Raw genomic sequence first — 21,167 nt, 5'->3', positions numbered from 1 at the left:
ACTTGACGCCGGTTCAACAGCGGGATCACACTGGCGAGCGGCTATTGAATCCGCGTACAACAAGCCCAACCGACGGCCCGCACAAGGGAGATGGCGTCATGGCGGAGACGAAGCGGAGCACGCTGCCGAAGGGGTTCCGCAGCGCGGAGCTCGGCTGGCCCGAGCTGGACCGCATTCCGCGTCCGCCCCATCGCGTGCCCTTGATCGGTGACGCCGTCGGGGTCGATCTCCGCACGCCGTTGCAGGATTCGATGCGGATCGGGCGAGAGCTCGGGCCGATCTTCCGGCGCAAGGCGTTCAGCAAGGAGATCGTCTTCGTATGGGGTGCCCGGCTCGCGGGGGAACTGGCGGACGAGTCGCGGTTCGCCAAGCACGTGGGCCTCGGCGTCGCCAACCTCAGGCCGGTCGCCGGGGACGGCCTCTTCACGGCGTACAACCACGAGCCCAACTGGCAGCTGGCACACGACGTTTTGGCGCCCGGTTTCAGCCGCGAGGCCATGGAGGGCTATCACTCGATGATGCTGGCGGTGACGCGTCGGCTGACCGACCGCTGGGACGGGGAGCGGGCGGCGGGCCGGGCCGTCGACGTGCCCGGTGACATGACCAAGCTGACGCTGGAGACGATCGCCCGCACCGGTTTCGGCCATGACTTCGGCTCCTTCGAGCGCACCCGGCCGCATCCCTTCGTCACGGCCATGGTGGGCGCCCTGACGTACGCACAGCGCCTCAACGCCGTCCCCGCACCGCTCGCTCCGGTGCTGCTGCGCACCGCCACCCGCCGCAACGAGTCAGACGTCGCGTATCTCAACCGCACGGTCGACGAGGTGGTGCGGGCCCGCCTCGACGGCCCGGCGGGGGAAGGCGACCTGCTGGACCGGATGCTGGGGACCGCCCATCCGGAGACGGGTGAGCGGCTCACACCCGAGAACATCCGCCGCCAGGTCATCACCTTCCTGATCGCGGGCCACGAGACGACATCCGGTGCGCTCTCCTTCGCCCTGCACTACCTCGCCCGGCATCCCGAGGTGGCCGCGCGCGCCCGGGCCGAGGTGGACCACGTCTGGGGCGACACCCCGGAACCGGCCTACGACCAGGTCGCCAGACTCCGGTACGTGCGGCGCGTACTCGACGAGTCGCTGCGCCTGTGGCCCACGGCGCCCGCCTTCGCCCGCGAGGCCCGGCAGGACACGGTCCTGGGCGGCGTGCATCCGATGCGCCGGGGCGCGTGGACGCTGGTCCTGACCCCGCTGCTGCACCGCGATCCCGAGGTCTGGGGTCCCGACGCGGAGAGGTTCGATCCCGACCGCTTCGAGCCGCGGGCCGTACGATCCCGGCCCGGCCACACCTTCAAGCCGTTCGGCACCGGCGCGCGGGCCTGCATCGGGCGGCAGTTCGCGCTGCACGAGGCGACGCTCGTGCTGGGGCTGCTGCTGCGCCGGTACGAGCTGCGGCCGGACCCCGCCTACCGGCTGCGGGTGGCCGAGCGACTCACGCTGATGCCGGCAGGACTGACGCTGCACCTCGACCGCCGCTCCCCCGCGCCGCCCACGAAGCCGGCAAAACCAGAAGTGTCGGAGGTGGCAGAGGCGTCGGAAGGGTCAGCGGCGTCGGAGGGACCGGAGGAGTCCCGGGCCCCGTCGGCCTCATCCTGTCCAGTGACCGGGGCGGGTGAGTGACGCCGGCAGCCTGGTGCCGGGACCGCCCTTGGCGGCGTTGACCTGCGGCTGGGTGAGGAAGAGGGCGCCGGTCAGGTCGGCGTCCGTGAGGTCGGTGTCGCGCAGGTCGGCGCCGATCAGGTCCGCGTCCCGCAGGTCCGCGCCGGTCAGGTCGGCGGCGATGAGATACGCGCCGCGGAGGTTGGCGCCCCGCAGATCGGCGCCCTTGAGCCTGGCGCCCATGAGGTCGGCGCCCCGGCGCTCCTTCTTCTTGCCCCGGCCGAGACCGGCCCGGGCCAGTTCGCTGGTGCGCAGCAGCAGGACGTTGACGTCCTGGCGGACGGCCGGCACGTCCAACTCGGCCAGTTCCTCCGGGGCTTTGCGGGTGAGTGCCTCGGTCCTGTCCAGCTCACGGCGCAGTTCGGCGTGGATCGGTCGGGCCGCCGGGACGTCCAGCGCCGAGGTGAGGTACCAGAGCAGTTCGTGGAGCTGTCGCACGACCGGGAACACCTCGAACAACAGCCGGGCCCGCGCCGGTGGGCCCGAGCGCCAGTCCGCGCCGCCGAAGGTGAGCTGCGAGACCTGCTGGCCCGCACCGAAGCAGTCGTAGACGGTGCAGCCGTTGAAGCCGCGCTGCCGCAGCTCCGTATGGATGCCGCAGCGGGAGTCCGTCCGGAGGTTCGAGCACGGGGTTCCGGCGGCCTTGTCGATCGCGAAGTCCGCCGAGCGGGAGAAAGGCAACGCGACGCAGCACAGCCCGAAGCACTGGGCACAGTCCGCCTGGAGCCGGAGTTCGGTACGGGCGGGCGCTGCGGTGCCGGGTTCGTCTTGCATGCCACCCAGCGTACGCAGCGGGTGCCCGCACCGATCACCGGCGACTGCCGTCGCCGTCCGGTCCGGGGCGGGGTCCGACCCATCCAACTCCCTTGCGGAGAACGAACTCACCGATGAGTTTTCGGTTCCGGAGAGGTCCCTAATACAACTGAAAACAAACTCCGCTACCACAGAGGAACGAGCTTCTTCGCAGACCCCGGAGAGACGTCATGTGCACCCACTGGCCCACCTGCCCCACCGCTGACAGTCCCGATCACCAAGCCGCCGCGATCATGTCCGCCCATCCGGAACAGGGCTGGAACCTGCTGTGCAACGGGACGGTCGTCTTCGACGACACCGGCGAACTCCTGCCGGACGGACGGATCGTGAACCCCCTGCGCACGACACCGGCGCGCCGCCCGGAGCCCGTGCCCGCCTAGGTGTCTTCGCGGTCAGGCCTCGTCCCGTGCCAGCGCGATCAGCCGGTCCAGGACGCGCGGGCCGCCCGCCCGCACCCCGTCGTGCTCGAACTCGTCGGTGACGTACGTCCGCAGGCCGCGGATCGTCCGGGCCGTGTGCAGGGCGTGCTCGGTGTCGACGTACATGTCGTCGTGGTAGATCGCCGCGGCGACGGGGACCTCGTTGGCCGCGAGGCGGGCCGGGTCGTACAGCGAGGGCCAGTCGGTGCGTTCGGCGAGGAGGTCGGCGGTCTCGCGCAGCGGGCGCAGGGCCGGGTCGCAGTCGAAGGTCCACGGGTGCACGGACTCGCCGGTGAACAGGACAGGACCGTCGCCCGCGAGGGTCTTGGCCGCGTCGAACTGCGGGAACTCGCCGCGGACCCGCTCGGCGGACCAGGCGGTGGGGCGGTCGCCCTGGGCGTAGCAGGCCTCGTGGACCAGCGCGTACAGCGGGTGGCCCGCGAAGGAGAGGACGGACAGGACCTCCTCCTGGAAGGCGTCGGAGAGGGCCGGGCCCTGGGCGGTGCGGACGAAGGCGTTCTCCAGGAGGTAGTGCAACCGGTGGCTGCCCTCGCCGCCGCCGAGCAGGATGCCGAGGGACTGGAAGGCCTCGACGGTGAGGCGGTAGCCGCCGTTCAGGACGGGCTCGTGCCGCAGCAGGTACTCGGCGATCCGCCGGGCCCGCTCGACGTCCTGGGGATAGCGCTCGTAGTGGGCGGTGACCTTGCGCTCGATGCGCGGGTACGCCGCCCGGTAGACGTCGTCCGCGTGCCCGTCGAGGGTCGGCAGACCGCCGGTGATCAGGGCGGCGCTCAGGCCTTGCGGTGCGGTGGACAGGTAGTGGGTCGCGCAGAATCCGCCGAAGCTCTGGCCCAGGACGGTCCAGGGGGCGCCGCCGGTGACGGCCGGGCGGATCGCCTCGCAGTCGCGGACGATGGAGTCGGCGCGGAACAGCGCGAGGTAGTCGGCCTGTTCGCGGGGTCCGCCGCGCAGCGGGAGGGTCTGGCGGTTGGCGGGCGTGGAGCTGCCGGTGCCGCGCTGGTCGAGGAGCAGGACGCGGTAGTCCTTGAGGGCCCGGCCGAGCCAGGCCTGCTTGCCGACGAAGCGGTTGGCGCCGAAGCCGGGCCCGCCCTGGAGGTACACCAGCCAGGGCTGGTCCTGACTCGTCCTGTCGCTCGCGACCACTTCACGGGCGTACAGCTCGATCGTCTCTCCCGACGGGTCGTCGTGATCGAGGGGCACGGTGAAGTGGCGGTCGCTGAGAACGACACCGGGCTGACGGTAGCTGGCGCTCAAGGGGGTCTCCCGAGACGAACGGATTGCAGGATGCAACCCAGTTCAGCACAAGTTCTCCGGCGAGCCGAGCCCTGGATCAAGAAAATCCGTACGGCCGGCCACCCGGACCGGGAGCGGATCGCGTACTGAACGGCCGCTCAGCGCGGCGGGAGGCTGGAGCGCCGCACCACCAGTTCCGGCTGGAGCACCACACGCCGGTGCTCGTGCGGGACGGGTGCCGTCTCGGCCTCGGTCTCCTCCAGCAGGAGCTCGGCGGCGAGCGCGCCCATGGTGACGGCGGGCTGCCGTACGGAGGTCAGCGGGACGGCCGCGGCGGCGGCGAACTCGATGTCGTCGTAGCCGACGATCGCGAGGTCGTCCGGGACGCTCACGCCTGCCGCGAACATGGCCTGCAGGACGCCGAGGGCGAGCAGGTCGTTGGCGCAGAAGACGGCGGTCGGGCGGTCGGCTAGGCCCAGGAGACGGGCGCCGGCGTCGCGGCCCGCGGCCACGTCGAGCCGCTCGGTGGGCAGCTCCCGCAGGGATTCCGGGCCGAGTCCCGCCTCGTCCAGCGCGTTCAGGGCGCCGGTGCGGCGGTCCCTGACCTGGTTCAGCCCGGGCGGCCCGCTGACGTACGCGATGGAGCGGTGGCCGGCGTCGATGAGGTGCCGTACGGCGAGTGCGCCGCCCGCCACGTCGTCGACCGACACCGAGCACTCGGTGGTGCCCTCGGCGACCCGGTCGACGAGTACGAAGGGGATGCCGTGGCGGCGGAACGTCGCTATGTTGCGCCCGGTCGCGTCGGCGGGCGTCAGCAGGACGCCCCGTACGCGCTGCTCGGCGAAGAGCGACAGGTAGTCCGCCTCCTCGCTCGGGCTCTGGCCGCTGTTGCAGACCATCACCCCGACCCCGGCCTCCCGCGCGGCCCGCTCGGCGCCGCGCGCGACGTCCACGAAGAAGGGGTTGCCCATGTCCAGCACGAGCAGGCCCATGATCCGGCTGCGTCCGGCGCGCAGCTGCCGCGCCGACTCGCTGCGGACGTAGCCGAGCCGGTCGATGGCGGACAGGACACGGGCCCGTGTCTCGGAGGCGACCGTGTCCGGGCGGTTGATGACGTTCGAGACCGTGCCCACCGAGACTCCGGCGACGCGGGCGACGTCCTTTATACCCACCGACTGGGCCATCAGGCGGTTACCTCCGGTAGAACGGGGAGTGGTGGGCACGCAGTCAGATTACCCGCGTGCCCACACGGAACGGACACCGTCACGCAGGCAGCCTGAAGTCGACGACACGGAGCGCCGAGGGCGTCGTACCGCTGGACTTCACCTGGTACAGGATGGACAGCACGCCGTCCTGCGCGATCCGGGTCTCGTCGACGACGACCTCGCCGAAGGCGTTCAGCCCGCTGGCGTCGAACAGGGTCGCCCAGTCCGTGTGACCGGAGGCGGCGGAGGCGGCGACGATCCTTCCGAACGGCATGATCGCGTAGGCGTTGTCGTACTTGTCGAGGATCAGCCTGGTGCGCTGGCTGGAGTTCAGGGGAACCGGTATCTCGGTCTTGCTCCACGTGCCGGCGGAGGTCTTGCGGACGTGGAAGGCGCGTCCGTTGGCCGTCCGGTTGGTGACGTAGTTGGTCGTGCACTGCCCGAAGCGGCCCGGCACATAGCTGATGATCGCGTGCGGACGGCCCGCGGAGTCGGTGGCCTGGCTCTCCTGGTTCATCAGGGAGTGGTCGGGGTTGAGGGCGTCGACGACCAAACCGCTGTCGGTGACGGCGACCCTGTCGGAGCCTCCGGTGGTGCCGACCACGGCGCCCGCGTTGTTGCGCCAGGTGCGGCCGCGGTCGTCGGAGTAGACGTAGCCCGTGTCGTGGTTGGTGATGCCGCCGCCGTTGCACATCACGGCGCCGTTCTGCTCGCGCCAGGTGAAGAAGGAGTGCAGCCGCCCGTTCCTGTCGTAGTCGATGCCGTGCAGGTACATGTTGCGGACGGTGCTGGAGCCGTGCTCGCTGGTGTACGTGCCGGTGGAGCTGGTCCACTCGCCGAGGTTGGTCCAGGACGTGCCGTTGTACTCGGCGATGGCGTTGCGGCCGTTGCCGGAGATCCCCACCCGGTAGCTGAGCTGCAGCTTGCCGTCGGGCATCGAGACGAACTGCGGGTACGTGAACTGCGAGGTGAGCGCGAGCCCGTCGAGGGTGGACTGCGGGGCGCCGAAGCGGCTGGTGGTCCAGCTCAGCCCGGCCGGGTTGTCCATGAGCCCTGCCACCGACTTCACGTAGGTGAATCCGTCGCTGTGGGAGTCCATGTTGAGGTGGAGGCGGCCGTCGACCTTGGAGACGCCCATGGAGATGACGTTGTGCGAGTCGTTGTACCGGAGGGTGTGCCCGACCTTCACGGTCGACCAGGTGCTGCCGCCGAGCACGCGACGGCCCACGACGGCGTTGCGGTCGGCGGTGTACCAGACGGCGTACTGGTAGCCCTTGTAGGTCAGCAGCCCGTTCTTCTGGAACGAGTTGTTGTTGACCAGGCCGTCGTACGAGACGAAGAAGATCGCCTGGCTGTCGAGTGTGGTGTTGCCGGTCTGGGTGACCGAGGGGCCGGGATCGGCGGCGCGTGCGGTGCCGGCGCCGAGGGCCGGGGTCACTATGGCGCTCAGTACTGCGCCGGTCAGGAGCGTACGTCTTCTCATCGCAGGGGACTCCGTTGTCGTGCGGGGGCGGAAGGGGGGGCGGGCAGAGGGTTTCGGGCAAGGGGTGTCAGGCGAGGTGGAACACCTCGGTGAGCGGTTTCATGGCCTCGTCGGGGCGGGTCCCGTCGAGGGATTCGAAGAAGGGGCCCATCTCGGCCTGCCAGCGGGCGTTGACCTCGGTGGCCTCCATGCCTGCCTTGGCGGCCTCGAAGTCCTCGGTCTCCAGGTAGCCGACGAGCAGGCCGTCGTCGCGCAGGAAGAGTGAGTAGTTGTGCCAGCCGGTGGCCGAGAGTGCATCGAGCATCTCCGGCCACACGGCTGCGTGGCGTTCGCGGTACTCGGCGATCCTGTCCTGACGGACCTTGAGCAGGAAACAGACGCGCTGCATGAAGTACCGCTCCTCTGACGTGAGTTGGTGATCAGAAGTTGAACTGGTCGATGTTCTTCGCGTCGAACACGGTCGGCTTGCCGAGGTCGATCACGCCGTCCTTGCCGATGGTGAAGGTGCCCATGTCACCGGCCTTGAAGGTCTCGCCCTCCGCGCCGGTGATCTGGCCGGACGACAGGGCGACGGCGGTACGCGCGGCCAGCTCGCCGAGCTTCGCCGGGTCCCACAGCTCGAAGGCGTCGACGGTGCCGTTCTTGACGTACTTGCGCATGTCGTTCGGGGTGCCCAGGCCGGTCAGCTTGACCTTGCCCTTGTACTTCGAACCCGACAGGTACTGGGCGGCCGCCTTGATGCCGACGGTGGTCGGGGAGATGATGCCGGCCAGCTTCGGGTACTCCTGGAGGAGGCCCTGGGTCTGCTGGAAGGACTGCTGGGCGTCGTCGTTGCCGTACGCGACCTTGACCAGCTTCATGTCCTTGTACTTGGGGTCCTTCAGCTCGTCCTTCATGAAGTCGATCCACGTGTTCTGGTTCGTCGCGGTCTGCGCGGCGGACAGGATCGCGATCTCACCCTTGTAGTCGAGCTGTTCGGCGAGGAGCTGGACCTCGGTGCGGCCGAGGGCCTCGGCGCTGGCCTGCGAGACGAAGACGTTGCGGCAGTCGGCCTTGGTGTCGGAGTCGTACGTGACGACCTTGATGCCGTTCTTCATGGCCTGCTTGAGCGCGGTGCACAGGGCGCCCGGGTCCTGCGCGGACACGGCCATCGCGTCGACCTGCTGCTGGGTGAGCGTGTTGACGTAGCTCACCTGGCCGGAGGTGTCCGTGGCGCTGCTGGGGCCGGTCTCCTTGTAGCTGGAGCCCAGCTCCTTGAGGGCCTTCTCGCCGCCCTTGTCGGCGGTGGTGAAGTACGGGTTGTTGACCTGCTTGGGCAGGAAGCCGACGGTCAGGCCCTTCTTGGTGGCCGCGTTCGGGTCGGCCTTGCCGGCCGAGGCGTTCGAGCCGCCCTCGTCCTTGACGTCGTCCTTGGAGGTGCCGCCACAGGCGGTCGCGGCCAGCGAGAGGGAGGTGACGGCGGCCAGGGCCACACAGGCCCGGCGGATGGATGACTTGCGCATGGTGGAGCTCCTTACGAGGGTGAGCGGTTACGAGGTCGGAGTCGAGGCGGCTTTGCGTCCGGCCCTCGCGATGGAGATCTGCCGTGCGACCCGCGGGCCGAGCACGGAGAGAACGAGCAGAACGCCGGTGACGACGATCTGCGACTGGGCGGAGACATCCTGGAGGCTCATCACGTTCTGCAGCGCGCCGAGCAGGAAGACTCCCGCGATCGCGCCGCCGAGCGTGCCCTTGCCGCCGTCGAAGTCGATGCCGCCGAGCAGTACGGCCGCCACGACGGAGAGTTCGAGTCCCGTGGCGTTGTCGAAGCGGGCGCTGGCGTAGTGCAGCGCCCAGAAGATGCCGGTGAGCGACGCCATGAGCCCGGTCATGGTGAACAGGATCAGCTTCTGCCGCTTGACGCGGATGCCGGCGAACCGCGCGGCCTCCTCGTTGGCGCCCACCGCAAACAGGGAGCGCCCGAACGGCGTGGCGTGCAGCACGACCACGGCGATCGCCAGCAGCGCGAGGAAGGGCAGGAACGCGTACGGGATGAAGGTGTCGCCGATGCGTCCGGCCGCGAAGTCCAGGTACTGGGTGGGGAAGTCGGTCACCGCGTCGGAGCCGAGCACGATCTGCGCGATGCCCCGGTAGGCGGCGAGCGTGCCGATGGTGACGGCGAGGGACGGCAGTCCGAGCCGCGTCACCAGCAGGCCGTTGATCAGCCCGCACACCACTCCGAGGAGCAGGCAGATCGGGATGATCACCTCGATCGTCAGGCCCTGGTTCCACAGCGCGCCCATCACCGCGCCGGACAGACCGGCCGTGGAAGCGACCGACAGGTCGATCTCGCCGGACACCACGAGCAGGGTCATCGGCAGCGCGATCAGCGCGATGGGCAGCGTGTTGCCGAGCAGGAAGGACAGGTTGAGGGCGTTGCCGAAGCCGTCCACGGTCCCGAAGGACAGCAGCAGAACGACGATGAGGAGAGCGCCGACAACCGTGTCCCAGCGGACGGCGCGCGCGAGAGCGGAGTCAGCCATGGCGGGCGTTCCTCTTCTTCAGGGCGGACGCCACCCGCAGGGCGACGACCCGGTCGACCGCGATGGCGAGGATGAGCAGGATGCCGTTGATGGCGAGCACCCACACGGAGCTGACGCCGAGGGCGGGCAGCACGCTGTTGATGGAGGTGAGGAGCAGCGCGCCGAGAGCGGCGCCGTAGACGCTGCCTGAGCCGCCGGTGAAGACGACGCCGCCGACCACGACCGCGCTGACGACGGTGAGTTCGTAGCCGTTGCCCGTGCCCGAGTCGACGTTGCCGAACCGGGCGAGGTACAGGGCGCCCGCGAGTCCCGCGAGGGCTCCGCAGAAGGTGTAGGCGGCGAGGATCCGCTTGCGTACCGGGATACCGGCGAGGCGGGCGGCCTCCGGGTTGGAGCCGAGTGCGTACAGCTCGCGCCCACTGCCGAAGTGCTTGAGGTAGTACGCCGTCGCGATCAGCACCGCCAGCGCGATCATCGCCAGCCACGGCACGGCCGAGATGCCGCCGGAGCCGAAGTCGATGAACCCGTCCGGGAGGCCCGCCGCGGTGATCTGCCGGGAGCCGACCCAGATGGAGTCGATGCCGCGGATGATGTAGAGCGTGCCGAGGGTGACGACGAGGGCGGGCACCTGGCCGAGGCTGACGAGCAGCCCGTTCACCAGTCCCCAGCCGATCCCCATCAGGACCGCGAGGACCACCGCGACGACGGGGTTTCCGCCGCCCTGCAGATACGTGCCGGCCGCGAAGGCGCTGATGCCGAGCGTGGAGCCGACCGACAGGTCGACGTTCCGGGTGATCACGACCAGTGCCTGGCCGGTGGCGACCAGCACGAGGATCGTCGCGTTCAGCAGCAGGTCCTTGATGCCCTGCTCGGACAGGAACTCGCTGTTGCCCATCTGGGTGATGGCGATCATCACCAGGAAGACCAGCAGGATGGCGAGTTCACGCATCTTGAAGACGCGGTCCACCAGCCGGGTGCCGCTGGACTTGGGCACCTCGGCGGCGGGGGCGGGGTTGGGGGCGGTCACCGTCATGCGGCTGTCCTCCCGGTGGCTGCGGCCATCACGGTTTCCTCGGTGGCTTCGGAGCGTGGGATCTCGGCGGTGAGCCGGCCCTCGTGCATGACGAGGACCCGGTCGGCCATGCCGAGGATCTCGGGCAGGTCTGAGGAGATCATCAGGACGGCCACGCCGTCGGCGGCCAGCTGGCTGAGCAGCCGGTGCACCTCGGCCTTCGTACCGACGTCGATGCCCCGGGTCGGCTCGTCGACGATCAGCACCTTCGGTCCTGTGGCCAGCCACTTGGCGAGGACGACCTTCTGCTGGTTGCCGCCGGAGAGCGTCGACACGGTGTCGGCGATCCGCGCGTACTTCACCTGGAGCTTGACCGCCCAGTCGAGTGAACGGCTGCGCTCGGCGCCGCGGTCCATGAAGCCCGCCCTGACCGTCTTACGGAGTCCGGTCAGGCCGATGTTGCGCTCGATGGACATGTCCATCACCAGGCCCTGGGCACGCCGGTCCTCGGGGACGAGGGCGAGCCCGGCGGCCATCGCGGTGGAGGGCGCGCCGTTCGTCAGCGCCCGTCCGTCGATCTCCACCTCACCGGCGTCCCAGCGGTCGACACCGAAGACGGCCCGGGCGACCTCCGTGCGCCCGGCGCCGACGAGCCCGGCGAGACCGACGATCTCACCGCGCCGGACGTCGAAGGAGACATCGGTGAAGACACCCTCGCGGGTCAGCCGCCGCACACTCAGGGCGACGTCACCCGCCTCTACGTCCTGCTTGGGATAGAGCTCGTCGAGATCGCGGCCGACCATGCGGCGTACGAGGTCGTCCTCGGTCATACCGTCCAGCGGTTCGCTGGAGATCAGGGCGCCGTCGCGCAGGGTGGTGACGCGCTGGCTGATCTGGAAGATCTCCTCCAGCCGGTGCGAGATGAACAGCACGGCCGAGCCCTGCTCACGCAGGGTGCGGACGACGCCGAAGAGGCGGGCCACCTCGCTGCCGGTGAGGGCGGCGGTCGGCTCGTCCATGATCAGGACGCGGGCGTCGAAGGAGAGCGCCTTGGCGATCTCGACGATCTGCTGGTCGGCGATGGACAGGCCGCGCGCCGGGCGATCGGGGTCGAGTTCGACGCCGAGGCGCTTCATCAGGGCCAGGGTCGCCGCGTACGTGGCCTTGTGGTCGATCCGGCCGAGTGCGCGATGGGGCTGGCGCCCCATGAAGATGTTCTCGGCGATCGAGAGGTCGGGGAAGAGCGTGGGCTCCTGGTAGATCACCGCGATGCCCGCGTCCCGGGCATCGGCGGGACCGTGGAAGACGGTGGGTTCGCCGTCCAGCAGCACCTGACCGGCGTCCGGTCGGTGCACGCCGGCGAGCGTCTTGATGAGGGTCGACTTGCCCGCGCCGTTCTCACCGGCGAGTGCGTGCACTTCGCCGGGGAACAGTTCAAGGGACACGTCCCGCAGGGCGCGTACTGCACCGAAGGACTTCGAGATGTCCTTGAGTGCCAGCACGGGGGCCGGACCCGCGTCGGACCGGTGGGTCATGGGGAGCTCCTCAACGACGCGGGCAGAGGCCTCACGACGTCGTGAAAGGTTTCAACTAGGTTGCCGGGACGTTAGGCAGGTCACGCAGGTCACGTCAATGGGTACAGACCGAAATTTTCGATAGCCAAAGGTCACAACCGAATCACGGGCGACGGTCTTCGCCCGAGGGGTTGACAGCCCCTCGGGCTGCTCATAGCTTCAGCCTTCTGAATCGTTTCAGAGTGCAGTCATACTGAAGTCGTTCAGACCCGATGCCACCACCGAAGTCACAGGAGCCCTGAAGTGACCGAGCTTGCCGCGGTGAAGTCCGCCCTCAAGACCCAGGCAATCGAGACGCCGTCATGGGCGTACGGGAACTCGGGCACCCGCTTCAAGGTGTTCGCGCAGCCGGGAGTCCCGCGCAATCCTTTCGAAAAGCTGGATGACGCCGCGAAGGTGCACGAGTACACCGGGGCGGCGCCGACCGTGGCGCTGCACATCCCGTGGGACAAGGTCGACGACTATGCGGCCCTGGCCAAGTACGCCGAGGAGCGCGGCCTGAAGCTGGGCGCGATCAACTCCAACACCTTCCAGGACGACGACTACAAGCTCGGCAGCATCTGCCACCCGGATGCCACGGTGCGCCGCAAGGCTCTCGACCATCTGCTCGAGTGCGTCGACATCATGGACGCGACGGGTTCGCAGGACCTGAAGCTGTGGTTCGCGGACGGCACGAACTATCCCGGTCAGGACGACCTCCGTGAGCGCCAGGACCGGCTCGCCGAGGGTCTGGCGCGGGTCTACGAGCGGCTCGGGGACGACCAGCGGATGCTGCTGGAGTACAAGTTCTTCGAGCCCGCCTTCTACGCGACCGATGTGCCGGACTGGGGCACGGCGTACGCGCACTGCCTCAAGCTCGGCCCCAAGGCGCAGGTCGTCGTCGACACCGGGCACCACGCGCCGGGCACCAACATCGAGTTCATCGTGGCCACGCTGCTGCGCGAGGGGAAGCTCGGGGCGTTCGACTTCAACTCCCGCTTCTACGCGGACGACGACCTGATGGTCGGTTCCGCCGACCCCTTCCAGCTGTTCCGGATCATGTACGAGGTGATTCGCGGGGGTGGGTTCACGCCGGACGTCGCGTTCATGCTGGACCAGTGCCACAACATCGAGGCGAAGATCCCGGCGATCATCCGTTCCGTGATGAACGTCCAGGAGGCCACCGCGAAGGCTCTCCTCGTCGACCGGGAGGCGCTGACCGTCGCGCAGCGGTCCGGTGACGTGCTCGGGGCGAACGCCGTGGTGATGGACGCGTACAACACGGATGTGCGGCCGTTGGTGGCGGAGGTTCGTGGGGAGCTGGGGCTGGATGGCGACCCGATCGCGGCGTATCGCCGTTCCGGGTGGCAGGAGAAGATCGCTGCGGAGCGGGTTGGTGGGCAGCAGGCGGGCTGGGGTGCGTGATAGCTGCGTTTCGTCTGCCTGGCCCGGCCGGTAGCAGTCTGCGGGTTGAGTTGGGCTGGTCGCGCAGTTCCCCGCGCCCCTATCGGGGCGCACCCTCCGTCGCCCCGTGACCAACACGTACACACACTCTTGTTAAGGACTAGGAACATGGCACCCCATCCCGAAGCCGCTGCTCTGCTGGGTCGCTCGCACCGGCTTGGCACTGATCCGCGTAACACCAACTACGCGGGCGGCAACACGTCCGCGAAGGGGACCGACACCGATCCTGTGACCGGCGGGGACGTCGAGTTGATGTGGGTCAAGGGGTCGGGCGGGGATCTCGGCACCCTGACCGAGTCGGGGCTGGCCGCGCTGCGGCTGGACCGGCTGCGGGCGATGACGGACGTGTACCCGGGGGTGGAGCGCGAGGACGAGATGGTCGCCGCGTTCGACTACTGCCTGCACGGCAAGGGTGGCGCGGCCCCGTCGATCGACACGGCGATGCACGGTCTGGTGGACGCCGCCCATGTCGATCACCTGCACCCCGACTCCGGTATCGCGCTGGCCTGCGCGGCCGACGGGGAGAAGCTGACGGCCGAGTGCTTCGGCGACAGCGTGGTGTGGGTGCCGTGGCGCCGGCCCGGTTTCCAGCTCGGTCTGGACATCGCGGCGGTCAAGACGGCCAACCCGCAGGCGATCGGCTGCGTCCTCGGCGGCCACGGCATCACGGCGTGGGGCGACACGTCGGAGGAGTGCGAGCGCAACTCGCTGCACATCATCCGCACCGCCGAGGCCTTCCTCGCCGAGCACGGCAAGCCCGAGCCGTTCGGTCCGGTGATCGAGGGCTACGCGGCGCTCGGCGCCGCCGAGCGCCGGGAGCGGGCCGCCGCTCTCGCGCCCCTGATCCGGTCGCTGGCCTCCCAGGACCGCCCGCAGGTCGGCCACTTCACCGACTCCGGGGTCGTCCTCGACTTCCTCGCGAGCGCCGAGCACCCGCGCCTCGCCGCCCTCGGCACCTCCTGTCCGGACCACTTCCTCCGTACGAAGGTCAGGCCGCTCGTCCTCGACCTGCCGCCGACGGCCGCCCTCGACGAGGCGATCGCCCGGCTCAAGGAGCTGCACGCCGAGTACCGCGAGGAGTACGCGGCCTACTACCAGCGGCATGCCGACGCGGACTCCCCCGCGATGCGCGGCGCGGACCCGGCGATCGTGCTGATCCCCGGTGTCGGCATGTTCAGCTTCGGCAAGGACAAGCAGACCGCGCGCGTGGCCGGCGAGTTCTACGTCAACGCGATCAACGTGATGCGCGGGGCCGAGGCGGTCTCCACGTACGCGCCGATCGAGGAGTCCGAGAAGTTCCGCATCGAGTACTGGGCCCTTGAGGAGGCCAAGCTCCAGCGGATGCCGAAGCCCAAGCCGCTCGCCACGCGGGTGGCGCTGGTGACGGGTGCGGGCAGCGGTATCGGCAAGGCGATCGCCGAGCGGCTGGTGGCCGAGGGCGCGTGTGTCGTGATCGCGGACCTGAACGGGGAGAACGCGGCCGACGTCGCCACGTCGCTCGGCGGCCCCGACAAGGCCGTCGCCGTCACCGTCGACGTGACCTCCGAGGAGCAGATCACCGAGGCCTTCAAGACGGCGCTGCTCGCCTTCGGCGGCGTCGACCTCGTCGTGAACAACGCCGGCATCTCCATCTCCAAGCCGCTCCTGGAGACCACCGCCAAGGACTGGGACCTCCAGCACGACATCATGGCCCGCGGCTCCTTCCTCGTCTCACGCGAGGCGGCCCGGGTGATGATCGAGCAGGGTCTTGGCGGGGATGTCATCTACATCGCGTCCAAGAACGCCGTCTTCGCTGGTCCGAACAACATCGCGTACTCCGCGACCAAGGCCGACCAGGCCCACCAGGTCCGCCTGCTCGCCGCCGAACTGGGCGAGCACGGTATCCGGGTCAACGGCGTCAACCCCGACGGAGTCGTCCGTGGCTCCGGGATCTTCGCGGGCGGCTGGGGCGCGCAGCGCGCGGCCACCTACGGCATCGAGGAGGAGAAGCTCGGCGAGTTCTACGCCCAGCGGACCATCCTCAAGCGCGAGGTGCTGCCGGAGCATGTCGCCAACGCCGTCTTCGCCCTGACGGGCGGCGACCTGACGCACACCACCGGTCTGCACGTCCCGGTCGACGCCGGCGTCGCCGCCGCGTTCCTCCGGTGACGCGGGTGACCGCTGTGAAGTCGTACGCCGCGGTCGACCTCGGCGCGTCCAGCGGGCGCGTCATGGTCGGCCGCGTGGGCCCCGAGTCGCTGGACCTGACCGAGGCGCACCGCTTCCCGAACCGGCCGGTCCGGGTCCCCGAGGGCCTGCGCTGGGACATCCTCTCTCTGTACGGGGGCGTCCTCGACGGGCTGCGGGCGGCCGGTGCCCACTGCGGTGGACGGCTCGACTCGGTCGGCATCGACAGCTGGGCCGTGGACTACGGCCTGCTCGACGCGGACGGGGCGCTGCTCGGCAACCCGGTGCACTACCGGGACACCCGCACCCAGGGCGTCGCGGAGAAGGTGTGGGCCACCGTGCCCGCCGCCGAGCTGTACGCGGCGACCGGACTCCAGTACGCGCCCTTCAACACGCTGTACCAGCTGGTGGCGGCCCGCTCGTCGGCCCAACTGTCTTATGCGAGCCGCCTGTTGCTCATTCCCGACCTGCTGACGTACTGGCTCACGGGCGAGGTCGGCACAGAGCTCACCAACGCCTCCACCACCCAGCTGATCGACCCGCGAACCCGCGACTGGTCGTACGACGTCGCGGCGCGCCTCGGCATCGACCTGGAGCTGTTCGCGCCCCTGCGGCGGCCCGGCGATCCGGCGGGGCTCCTCCAGCACCGGGTGCTCGACGAGACCGGGCTGACCGGCCCGGTCCCGGTGACGACCGTCGGCTCCCACGACACCGCCTCCGCGGTGGCTGCCGTGCCGGCCGTGGGCAACGAACGCTTCGCCTACATCTGCACCGGCACCTGGTCCCTCGCGGGCCTGGAGCTGGAGGCGCCCGTCCTCACCGAGGCCAGCCGCGCGGCCAACTTCACCAACGAGCTGGGCCTGGACGGGACAGTCCGCTATCTCCGGAACATCATGGGACTGTGGCTGCTCCAGGAGTGCGTACGGGAATGGGGGCACCCGGATCTGGGCGAGCTGCTGCTCGCCGCCGCCGGGGTGCCGCCGCTGCGGTCCGTGGTGGACGCGGGCGACGCGGCGTTCCTCGCCCCCGGCCGGATGCCGTCCCGGATCGCCGACGCCTGCCGGGAGTCGGGGCAGCCCGTGCCCGAGTCCCCCGCCGAGATCACGCGCTGCATCCTCGACTCGCTCGCGCTCGCCCATCGCCGGGCGATCCGCGAGGCGGAGTCACTCGCCGACCATCCGGTAGATGTCGTGCACATCGTCGGCGGCGGCACCCGCAACGCCCTGCTGTGCCAGCTCACCGCCGACGCCTGCGGCCTGCCGGTCGTGGCGGGCCCGGCGGAGGCGGCGGCCCTGGGCAACGTCCTCGTCCAGGCCCGCACCCACGGCCTGGTCGGCGACCGCACATCGATGCGCGAACTGCTGGTTCGCACGCAGCCGTTGGAGCGGTACGAGCCACGGGGCACTGTCGCGGCTTGGCAGGCGGCCGAGGCCCGGCTCACAGGCCGGTGACACTAAAATCCGCCCGCACACCAGCGCCCCAAAGGGGCGCGGGGAACTGCGCGACCAGCCACAGCCGGCCCGCAGATGTCGAACAGCATTTCCAGCTGAGCCAGCGCCGCGTAATGTGCACTCATCCGATGATCGATCCCAAGGAGCTGCGATGCGTGTCGCTCTGTTCCTGACCTGTGTCAACGACACGCTGTATCCGGATACCGGCCGCGCAGTGGTGAAACTGCTGACCAGGCTGGGCGTAGACGTCGACTTCCCGATGGCGCAGACGTGCTGCGGGCAGGCGCACTACAACACCGGGTACCGGCATGAGGCCGAGCCACTGGCCCGGCATTTCTCCGATGTATTCGGTGAGTACGAAGCGATCGTGACCCCGTCCGGGTCGTGCGGCGCGATGGTCCGGGAGCTGTATCCGCGGATGGGCGAGCGGGCCCGCGCCGAGGGCCGCGGGGACACCCTCGCGGCCACGCTGGCACCGGTCGTGCCGAAGACGTACGAGCTCACCGAGTTCCTGGTGGACGTGCTCGGCGTGACGGACGTGGGCGCGTACTACCCGCACACCGTCACCTACCACCCCACCTGCCACGGCCTGCGCAGTCTGGGCCTGGGCGACCGGCCGCGCCGACTTCTCCAGTCCGTCAAGGGACTTGAGCTCAGGGAACTGCCCCGCGCCGACGAGTGCTGCGGCTTCGGCGGCACGTTCGCCGTCAAGAACTCCGATGTATCGGCGGCGATGGGCGCCGACAAGGTGCGCAACGCGGAGTCGACCGGCGCCGAGGTGCTGTGCGCCGCCGACAACTCCTGCCTCATGCACATCGGCGGCACCATGACCCGTCTCAGGACGGACCTGCGCCCGGTGCACATCGCGGAGATCCTGGCGAGCACGGAAGAGGAGCCGCTGGTATGAGCGGGAACAGCGGAAGCGGAGAGGAGCCGAGCGCATGAGCGGTGGGACTTTCGTCGGTATGCCGGCCTTCCCGAAGGCCGCGCGGGAAGCCGTCCACAACCAGACCCTGCGCGGCAACCTCCGCCACGCCACGCACACCATCCGGGCCAAGCGGGCCGCCGCGGTCGCGGAGGTGTCCGACTGGGCCGAGCTGCGCGAGGCGGGCAAGCAGATCAAGGAGCACACACTCCGTCATCTGGACCGGTATCTGGTGCAGTTGGAGGAGTCGGTCACGGCGGCCGGCGGCACCGTCCACTGGGCCGCCGACGCGGACGAGGCCAACCGGATCGTCACGTATCTCGTCAAGGCGACCGGTGAGACGGAGGTCGTCAAGGTCAAGTCGATGGCCACGCAGGAGATCGGCCTCAACGAGGCGCTCGAAGCCGAGGGCATCAACGCCTACGAGACCGATCTCGCCGAACTCATCGTGCAGTTGGGCAAGGACCGCCCCTCGCACATCCTCGTCCCGGCCATCCACCGCAACCGCGGCGAGATCCGGGACATCTTCGCGCGCGAGATGAGCGAGTGGGGCCGCCCGGCCCCCGAGGGCCTGACCGACACTCCCGCGGAACTGGCCGAAGCCGCACGCCTGCACCTGCGCGAGAAGTTCCTGCGCGCCAAGGTCGGTGTCTCCGGCGCCAACTTCATGGTCGCCGAGACCGGCACCATGGTCGTCGTCGAGTCCGAGGGCAACGGCCGGATGTGCCTCACCCTCCCCGAGACGCTGATCTCGGTCGTCGGCATCGAGAAGATCGTGCCCAGCTGGCAGGACCTGGAGGTCTTCTTCCAGACACTCCCCCGCTCCTCGACGGCCGAGCGCATGAACCCGTACACCTCCACGTGGACGGGCACGACCGACGAGGACGGCCCGCAGACCTTCCACCTGGTCCTGATCGACAACGGCCGCACCGACACGCTGGCCGACGAGGTCGGCCGCCAGGCCCTGCGCTGCATCCGCTGCTCGGCGTGTCTCAACGTCTGCCCGGTGTACGAGCGGGCCGGCGGCCACGCGTACGGCTCGGTCTACCCGGGCCCGATCGGCGCCATCCTCAGTCCCCAACTCCGGGGCACCGCAAGCGAGATCGACGCCTCTCTCCCGTACGCGTCGTCGCTGTGCGGAGCCTGCTACGACGTGTGCCCGGTCGCCATCGACATCCCGGAAGTGCTGGTGCACCTGCGGGAACGGGTCGTCGAGGGCGGGCCCGCGACCCGGGACGGTGCCAAGGTCGTACTGAAGCCCGCGAAGGGCCACGCCGCCGAGCGGGCGGCGATGCGCGCGGCCCGGTGGGCCTTCAGCCACCCGTGCGCGCTGCGCACCGGCCAGCGGCTGGCGTCCCGGACGCGCCGCTTCCATCCGCGGACGCTGCCCGGACCCGGCAAGGCGTGGAGCGGCACCCGTGATCTGCCGCAGGTACCCGCGGAACCGTTCCGCGACTGGTGGCAGCGCACGCACGGCGGGAAGGACGAGAAGTGAGCAGCAGGGAGCTGATCCTGGCCCGGGTGCGGCGCGCGCTCGCCGACGTGCCACGGGACGACACGCCGTACGACCAGGCGTTCGAGCGCGGGTATCTGCGCGAGCACGGGGACCGGAGTGTCGCGGAGACGGTCGAGTTGCTGGCCGAGAACCTGGCGGACTATCGGGCGATCGTGCACCGCACGGACCCGGCCGAGCTGCCGTATCTGATCATGCGGCTGCTCGCCGCACGCGGGCCCCAGTACGTGCTCGTGCCCCCGGGGCTCCCGCCCGAGTGGATGTCGGCCGCCGATCCCACCCGGATCCACGACCGTGCCGTGAGCACGGCCCACGACCTGGACAAGGTCGAGAGTGTGGTCACGGGTTGCGCGCTCGCGATCGCGGAGACCGGCACGATCGTCCTTGACGGCAGCCCGGACCAGGGCAGACGCCGGATCACCCTGGTTCCCGACCACCACATCTGTGTCGTACGCGTGCCGGAACAGGTCGTCTCCTCGGTACCCCAGGCCATGGAACGCCTCGACCCGGCCCGCCCGCTGACCTGGATCTCCGGTCCTTCGGCGACCAGTGACATCGAGCTGGACCGGGTCGAGGGGGTGCACGGTCCGCGCACCCTGGAGGTGGTGCTGGTGAGCGGTGATGCCTAGCGGCTGGTCTTCGTGCTCGGCTGTCGGCGCAGCAGCCCGAAGGCCCAGCGTTCGTTGAAACCCGCGATGAAGCCCACAGCGCACCAGAAGCCCCAGAACTCGGTGCCCTTGGCCGAGGATCCCGCCTGTCCTGCCCCCTGGCAGACGTCGGCCGCGGTGGCGGGTACGGCGAGGACCGGCACCATGCCGCCGCTGAGCAGGAAGTAGACCGCCAGCGCGAGCACCCAGCCGACGAAGACCCGGTAGAGGCCTTCGTGGCGCATGCTGCGGGCCATCTGGCCGGGCACGACAACGCCCTCACGCCCGTTGGTCTGCCTTCGCGCCAGCTGGTCGGCGCTGCCCCGCAGCCGTACGAGGACACTGAGCACCGCCCCGAACGCCCCGACACCTCCGCAGACGAAGGCGCCCATCAGGCTCCAGCGGTTGGTGCAGTTCAATGTCACGCCCAGCGCGCCGAGCAGAGCGACACCCCAGAGCAGTGGCACGGCGAGAAGCACCAGACTGGTGGCGGAGCCGAGGCCCAGACCGAAGTTGAGGCCCCCGCTGACGGCCGTCGCGCTGTCCTGCGCGAGCCGCCCTCTCAAGTCGGCGATCTCCTGGTCCAGATACTCGACGAGATGCTCGTTGGGCTTCGGGTCGCTGAGTCTCGGATCGGTCAGCGCGTTGCGGAGTACCCGCACCACGGTGACCCGCGCCGCCACCCTGGTCCTGTCCTCGAAAGCGCGCTGGGCGGCCCCGTAGAGCAACTGCAACTGGAGCTGCTGTTCGGGATAGAGGTCGCCGAACTGCAGATAGGCGTTCTCGAAACCGGCGGGCACGATGTCCACCAGGCCCTCGGGGCTCAGCTCGGTGTCCGCTCCCTCGACCGTTTCACGTAATCGCCGCCACGACTCATGGCGGATTCCCCCGTTGTCCGTCATGAACCACGTGTACCGACGCCGCTCCCCGCCGGGAAGGCACCCCACCGCACCAATACGGTCACCGACGTCACGGACCCGTCACTTCCGCACAGCCGGCCCTGAACGGCGGGCGTTGAACGGACT

At 69.8% G+C, this 21,167-nt stretch carries 18 protein-coding genes; 8 read left to right on the top strand and 10 right to left on the bottom strand.

What is annotated here, in order from left to right:
* Positions 1-98: 98 nt before the first annotated feature.
* Positions 99-1,676, top strand: coding sequence for a cytochrome P450 (locus AB0I18_RS25730; RefSeq protein WP_363107922.1), 1,578 nt, complete (start codon positions 99-101; stop codon positions 1,674-1,676).
* On the opposite strand, the gene AB0I18_RS25725 is transcribed toward AB0I18_RS25730, so the two are convergent.
* Positions 1,644-2,489, bottom strand: coding sequence for a pentapeptide repeat-containing protein (locus AB0I18_RS25725; RefSeq protein ID WP_363107921.1), 846 nt, complete (start codon positions 2,487-2,489; stop codon positions 1,644-1,646). The genes AB0I18_RS25730 and AB0I18_RS25725 overlap by 33 nt on opposite strands.
* A 209-nt stretch (positions 2,490-2,698) precedes the next feature.
* On the opposite strand from AB0I18_RS25725, the gene AB0I18_RS25720 reads away from it, so the two are divergent.
* On the top strand, positions 2,699-2,908 hold the full coding sequence (locus AB0I18_RS25720; RefSeq protein ID WP_363107920.1) for a DUF5999 family protein: 210 nt from the start codon (positions 2,699-2,701) through the stop codon (positions 2,906-2,908).
* Positions 2,909-2,920: 12 nt separating this feature from the next.
* Here AB0I18_RS25720 and AB0I18_RS25715 read toward each other — a convergent pair whose 3' ends face one another.
* The 8 genes from AB0I18_RS25715 to AB0I18_RS25680 form a co-directional block, all read right to left on the bottom strand.
* Positions 2,921-4,222, bottom strand: a complete 1,302-nt coding sequence (locus AB0I18_RS25715; RefSeq protein ID WP_363107919.1) for an alpha/beta fold hydrolase — start codon at positions 4,220-4,222, stop codon at positions 2,921-2,923.
* A 137-nt stretch (positions 4,223-4,359) separates the two neighbouring features.
* Positions 4,360-5,385 (bottom strand): LacI family DNA-binding transcriptional regulator, encoded by a 1,026-nt coding sequence (locus AB0I18_RS25710; RefSeq protein ID WP_363107918.1) that lies wholly within the window; start codon positions 5,383-5,385, stop codon positions 4,360-4,362.
* A 79-nt stretch (positions 5,386-5,464) separates the two neighbouring features.
* Positions 5,465-6,889, bottom strand: a complete 1,425-nt coding sequence (locus tag AB0I18_RS25705) for a BNR repeat-containing protein (RefSeq protein ID WP_363107917.1) — start codon at positions 6,887-6,889, stop codon at positions 5,465-5,467.
* Between the two features lie 67 nt (positions 6,890-6,956).
* Positions 6,957-7,277 carry an L-rhamnose mutarotase gene (locus AB0I18_RS25700; protein ID WP_363107916.1) on the bottom strand — a complete coding sequence of 107 codons (321 nt, stop codon included), beginning with the start codon at positions 7,275-7,277 and terminating at the stop codon, positions 6,957-6,959.
* 31 nt (positions 7,278-7,308) lie between these two features.
* The gene (gene rhaS, locus AB0I18_RS25695; RefSeq protein WP_363107915.1) at positions 7,309-8,391 is read right to left on the bottom strand and encodes a rhamnose ABC transporter substrate-binding protein; all 1,083 of its coding nucleotides are present in this window, start codon (positions 8,389-8,391) and stop codon (positions 7,309-7,311) included.
* Between the two features lie 27 nt (positions 8,392-8,418).
* Entirely contained in the window at positions 8,419-9,411 is a 993-nt protein-coding gene (locus tag AB0I18_RS25690; RefSeq protein WP_363107914.1) for an ABC transporter permease, read from the bottom strand.
* Positions 9,404-10,444 carry an ABC transporter permease gene (locus tag AB0I18_RS25685; RefSeq protein WP_363107913.1) on the bottom strand — a complete coding sequence of 347 codons (1,041 nt, stop codon included), beginning with the start codon at positions 10,442-10,444 and terminating at the stop codon, positions 9,404-9,406. Before AB0I18_RS25685 ends, AB0I18_RS25690 begins: the two co-directional genes overlap by 8 nt.
* Positions 10,441-11,958 carry a sugar ABC transporter ATP-binding protein gene (locus tag AB0I18_RS25680; protein ID WP_363107912.1) on the bottom strand — a complete coding sequence of 506 codons (1,518 nt, stop codon included), beginning with the start codon at positions 11,956-11,958 and terminating at the stop codon, positions 10,441-10,443. Before AB0I18_RS25680 ends, AB0I18_RS25685 begins: the two co-directional genes overlap by 4 nt.
* 282 nt (positions 11,959-12,240) lie before the next feature.
* Between AB0I18_RS25680 and rhaI the strand changes: the two genes are divergently transcribed.
* The 6 genes from rhaI (at position 12,241) to AB0I18_RS25650 (ending at position 20,124) form a co-directional block, all read left to right on the top strand.
* Positions 12,241-13,401 carry an L-rhamnose isomerase gene (gene rhaI / locus AB0I18_RS25675; RefSeq protein ID WP_363107911.1) on the top strand — a complete coding sequence of 387 codons (1,161 nt, stop codon included), beginning with the start codon at positions 12,241-12,243 and terminating at the stop codon, positions 13,399-13,401.
* A gap of 147 nt (positions 13,402-13,548) precedes the next feature.
* On the top strand, positions 13,549-15,588 hold the full coding sequence (locus AB0I18_RS25670) for a bifunctional aldolase/short-chain dehydrogenase (RefSeq protein ID WP_363107910.1): 2,040 nt from the start codon (positions 13,549-13,551) through the stop codon (positions 15,586-15,588).
* A 14-nt stretch (positions 15,589-15,602) separates the two neighbouring features.
* Positions 15,603-17,057 (top strand): rhamnulokinase family protein, encoded by a 1,455-nt coding sequence (locus AB0I18_RS25665; protein ID WP_363107963.1) that lies wholly within the window; start codon positions 15,603-15,605, stop codon positions 17,055-17,057.
* Between the two features lie 151 nt (positions 17,058-17,208).
* Positions 17,209-17,964 (top strand): (Fe-S)-binding protein, encoded by a 756-nt coding sequence (locus tag AB0I18_RS25660; RefSeq protein WP_363107909.1) that lies wholly within the window; start codon positions 17,209-17,211, stop codon positions 17,962-17,964.
* A 34-nt stretch (positions 17,965-17,998) separates the two neighbouring features.
* Positions 17,999-19,477: a LutB/LldF family L-lactate oxidation iron-sulfur protein gene (locus tag AB0I18_RS25655; RefSeq protein WP_363107908.1), complete on the top strand. Its 1,479-nt coding sequence runs from the start codon at positions 17,999-18,001 to the stop codon at positions 19,475-19,477.
* A complete protein-coding gene (locus tag AB0I18_RS25650; protein WP_363107907.1) occupies positions 19,474-20,124 on the top strand; it encodes a lactate utilization protein C in 651 nt (216 codons plus the stop codon). Before AB0I18_RS25655 ends, AB0I18_RS25650 begins: the two co-directional genes overlap by 4 nt.
* Here the strand turns inward: AB0I18_RS25650 and AB0I18_RS25645 are convergent.
* Positions 20,121-21,044 (bottom strand): hypothetical protein, encoded by a 924-nt coding sequence (locus AB0I18_RS25645; protein ID WP_363107906.1) that lies wholly within the window; start codon positions 21,042-21,044, stop codon positions 20,121-20,123. The two genes, AB0I18_RS25650 and AB0I18_RS25645, sit on opposite strands and share 4 nt — an antisense overlap.
* Between the last annotated feature and the right edge of the window lie 123 nt (positions 21,045-21,167).

Source organism: Streptomyces sp. NPDC050704, assembly GCF_040654355.1.
Taxonomy (GTDB): domain Bacteria; phylum Actinomycetota; class Actinomycetes; order Streptomycetales; family Streptomycetaceae; genus Streptomyces.
This window is presented reverse-complemented; position numbering and strand designations above follow the sequence as displayed.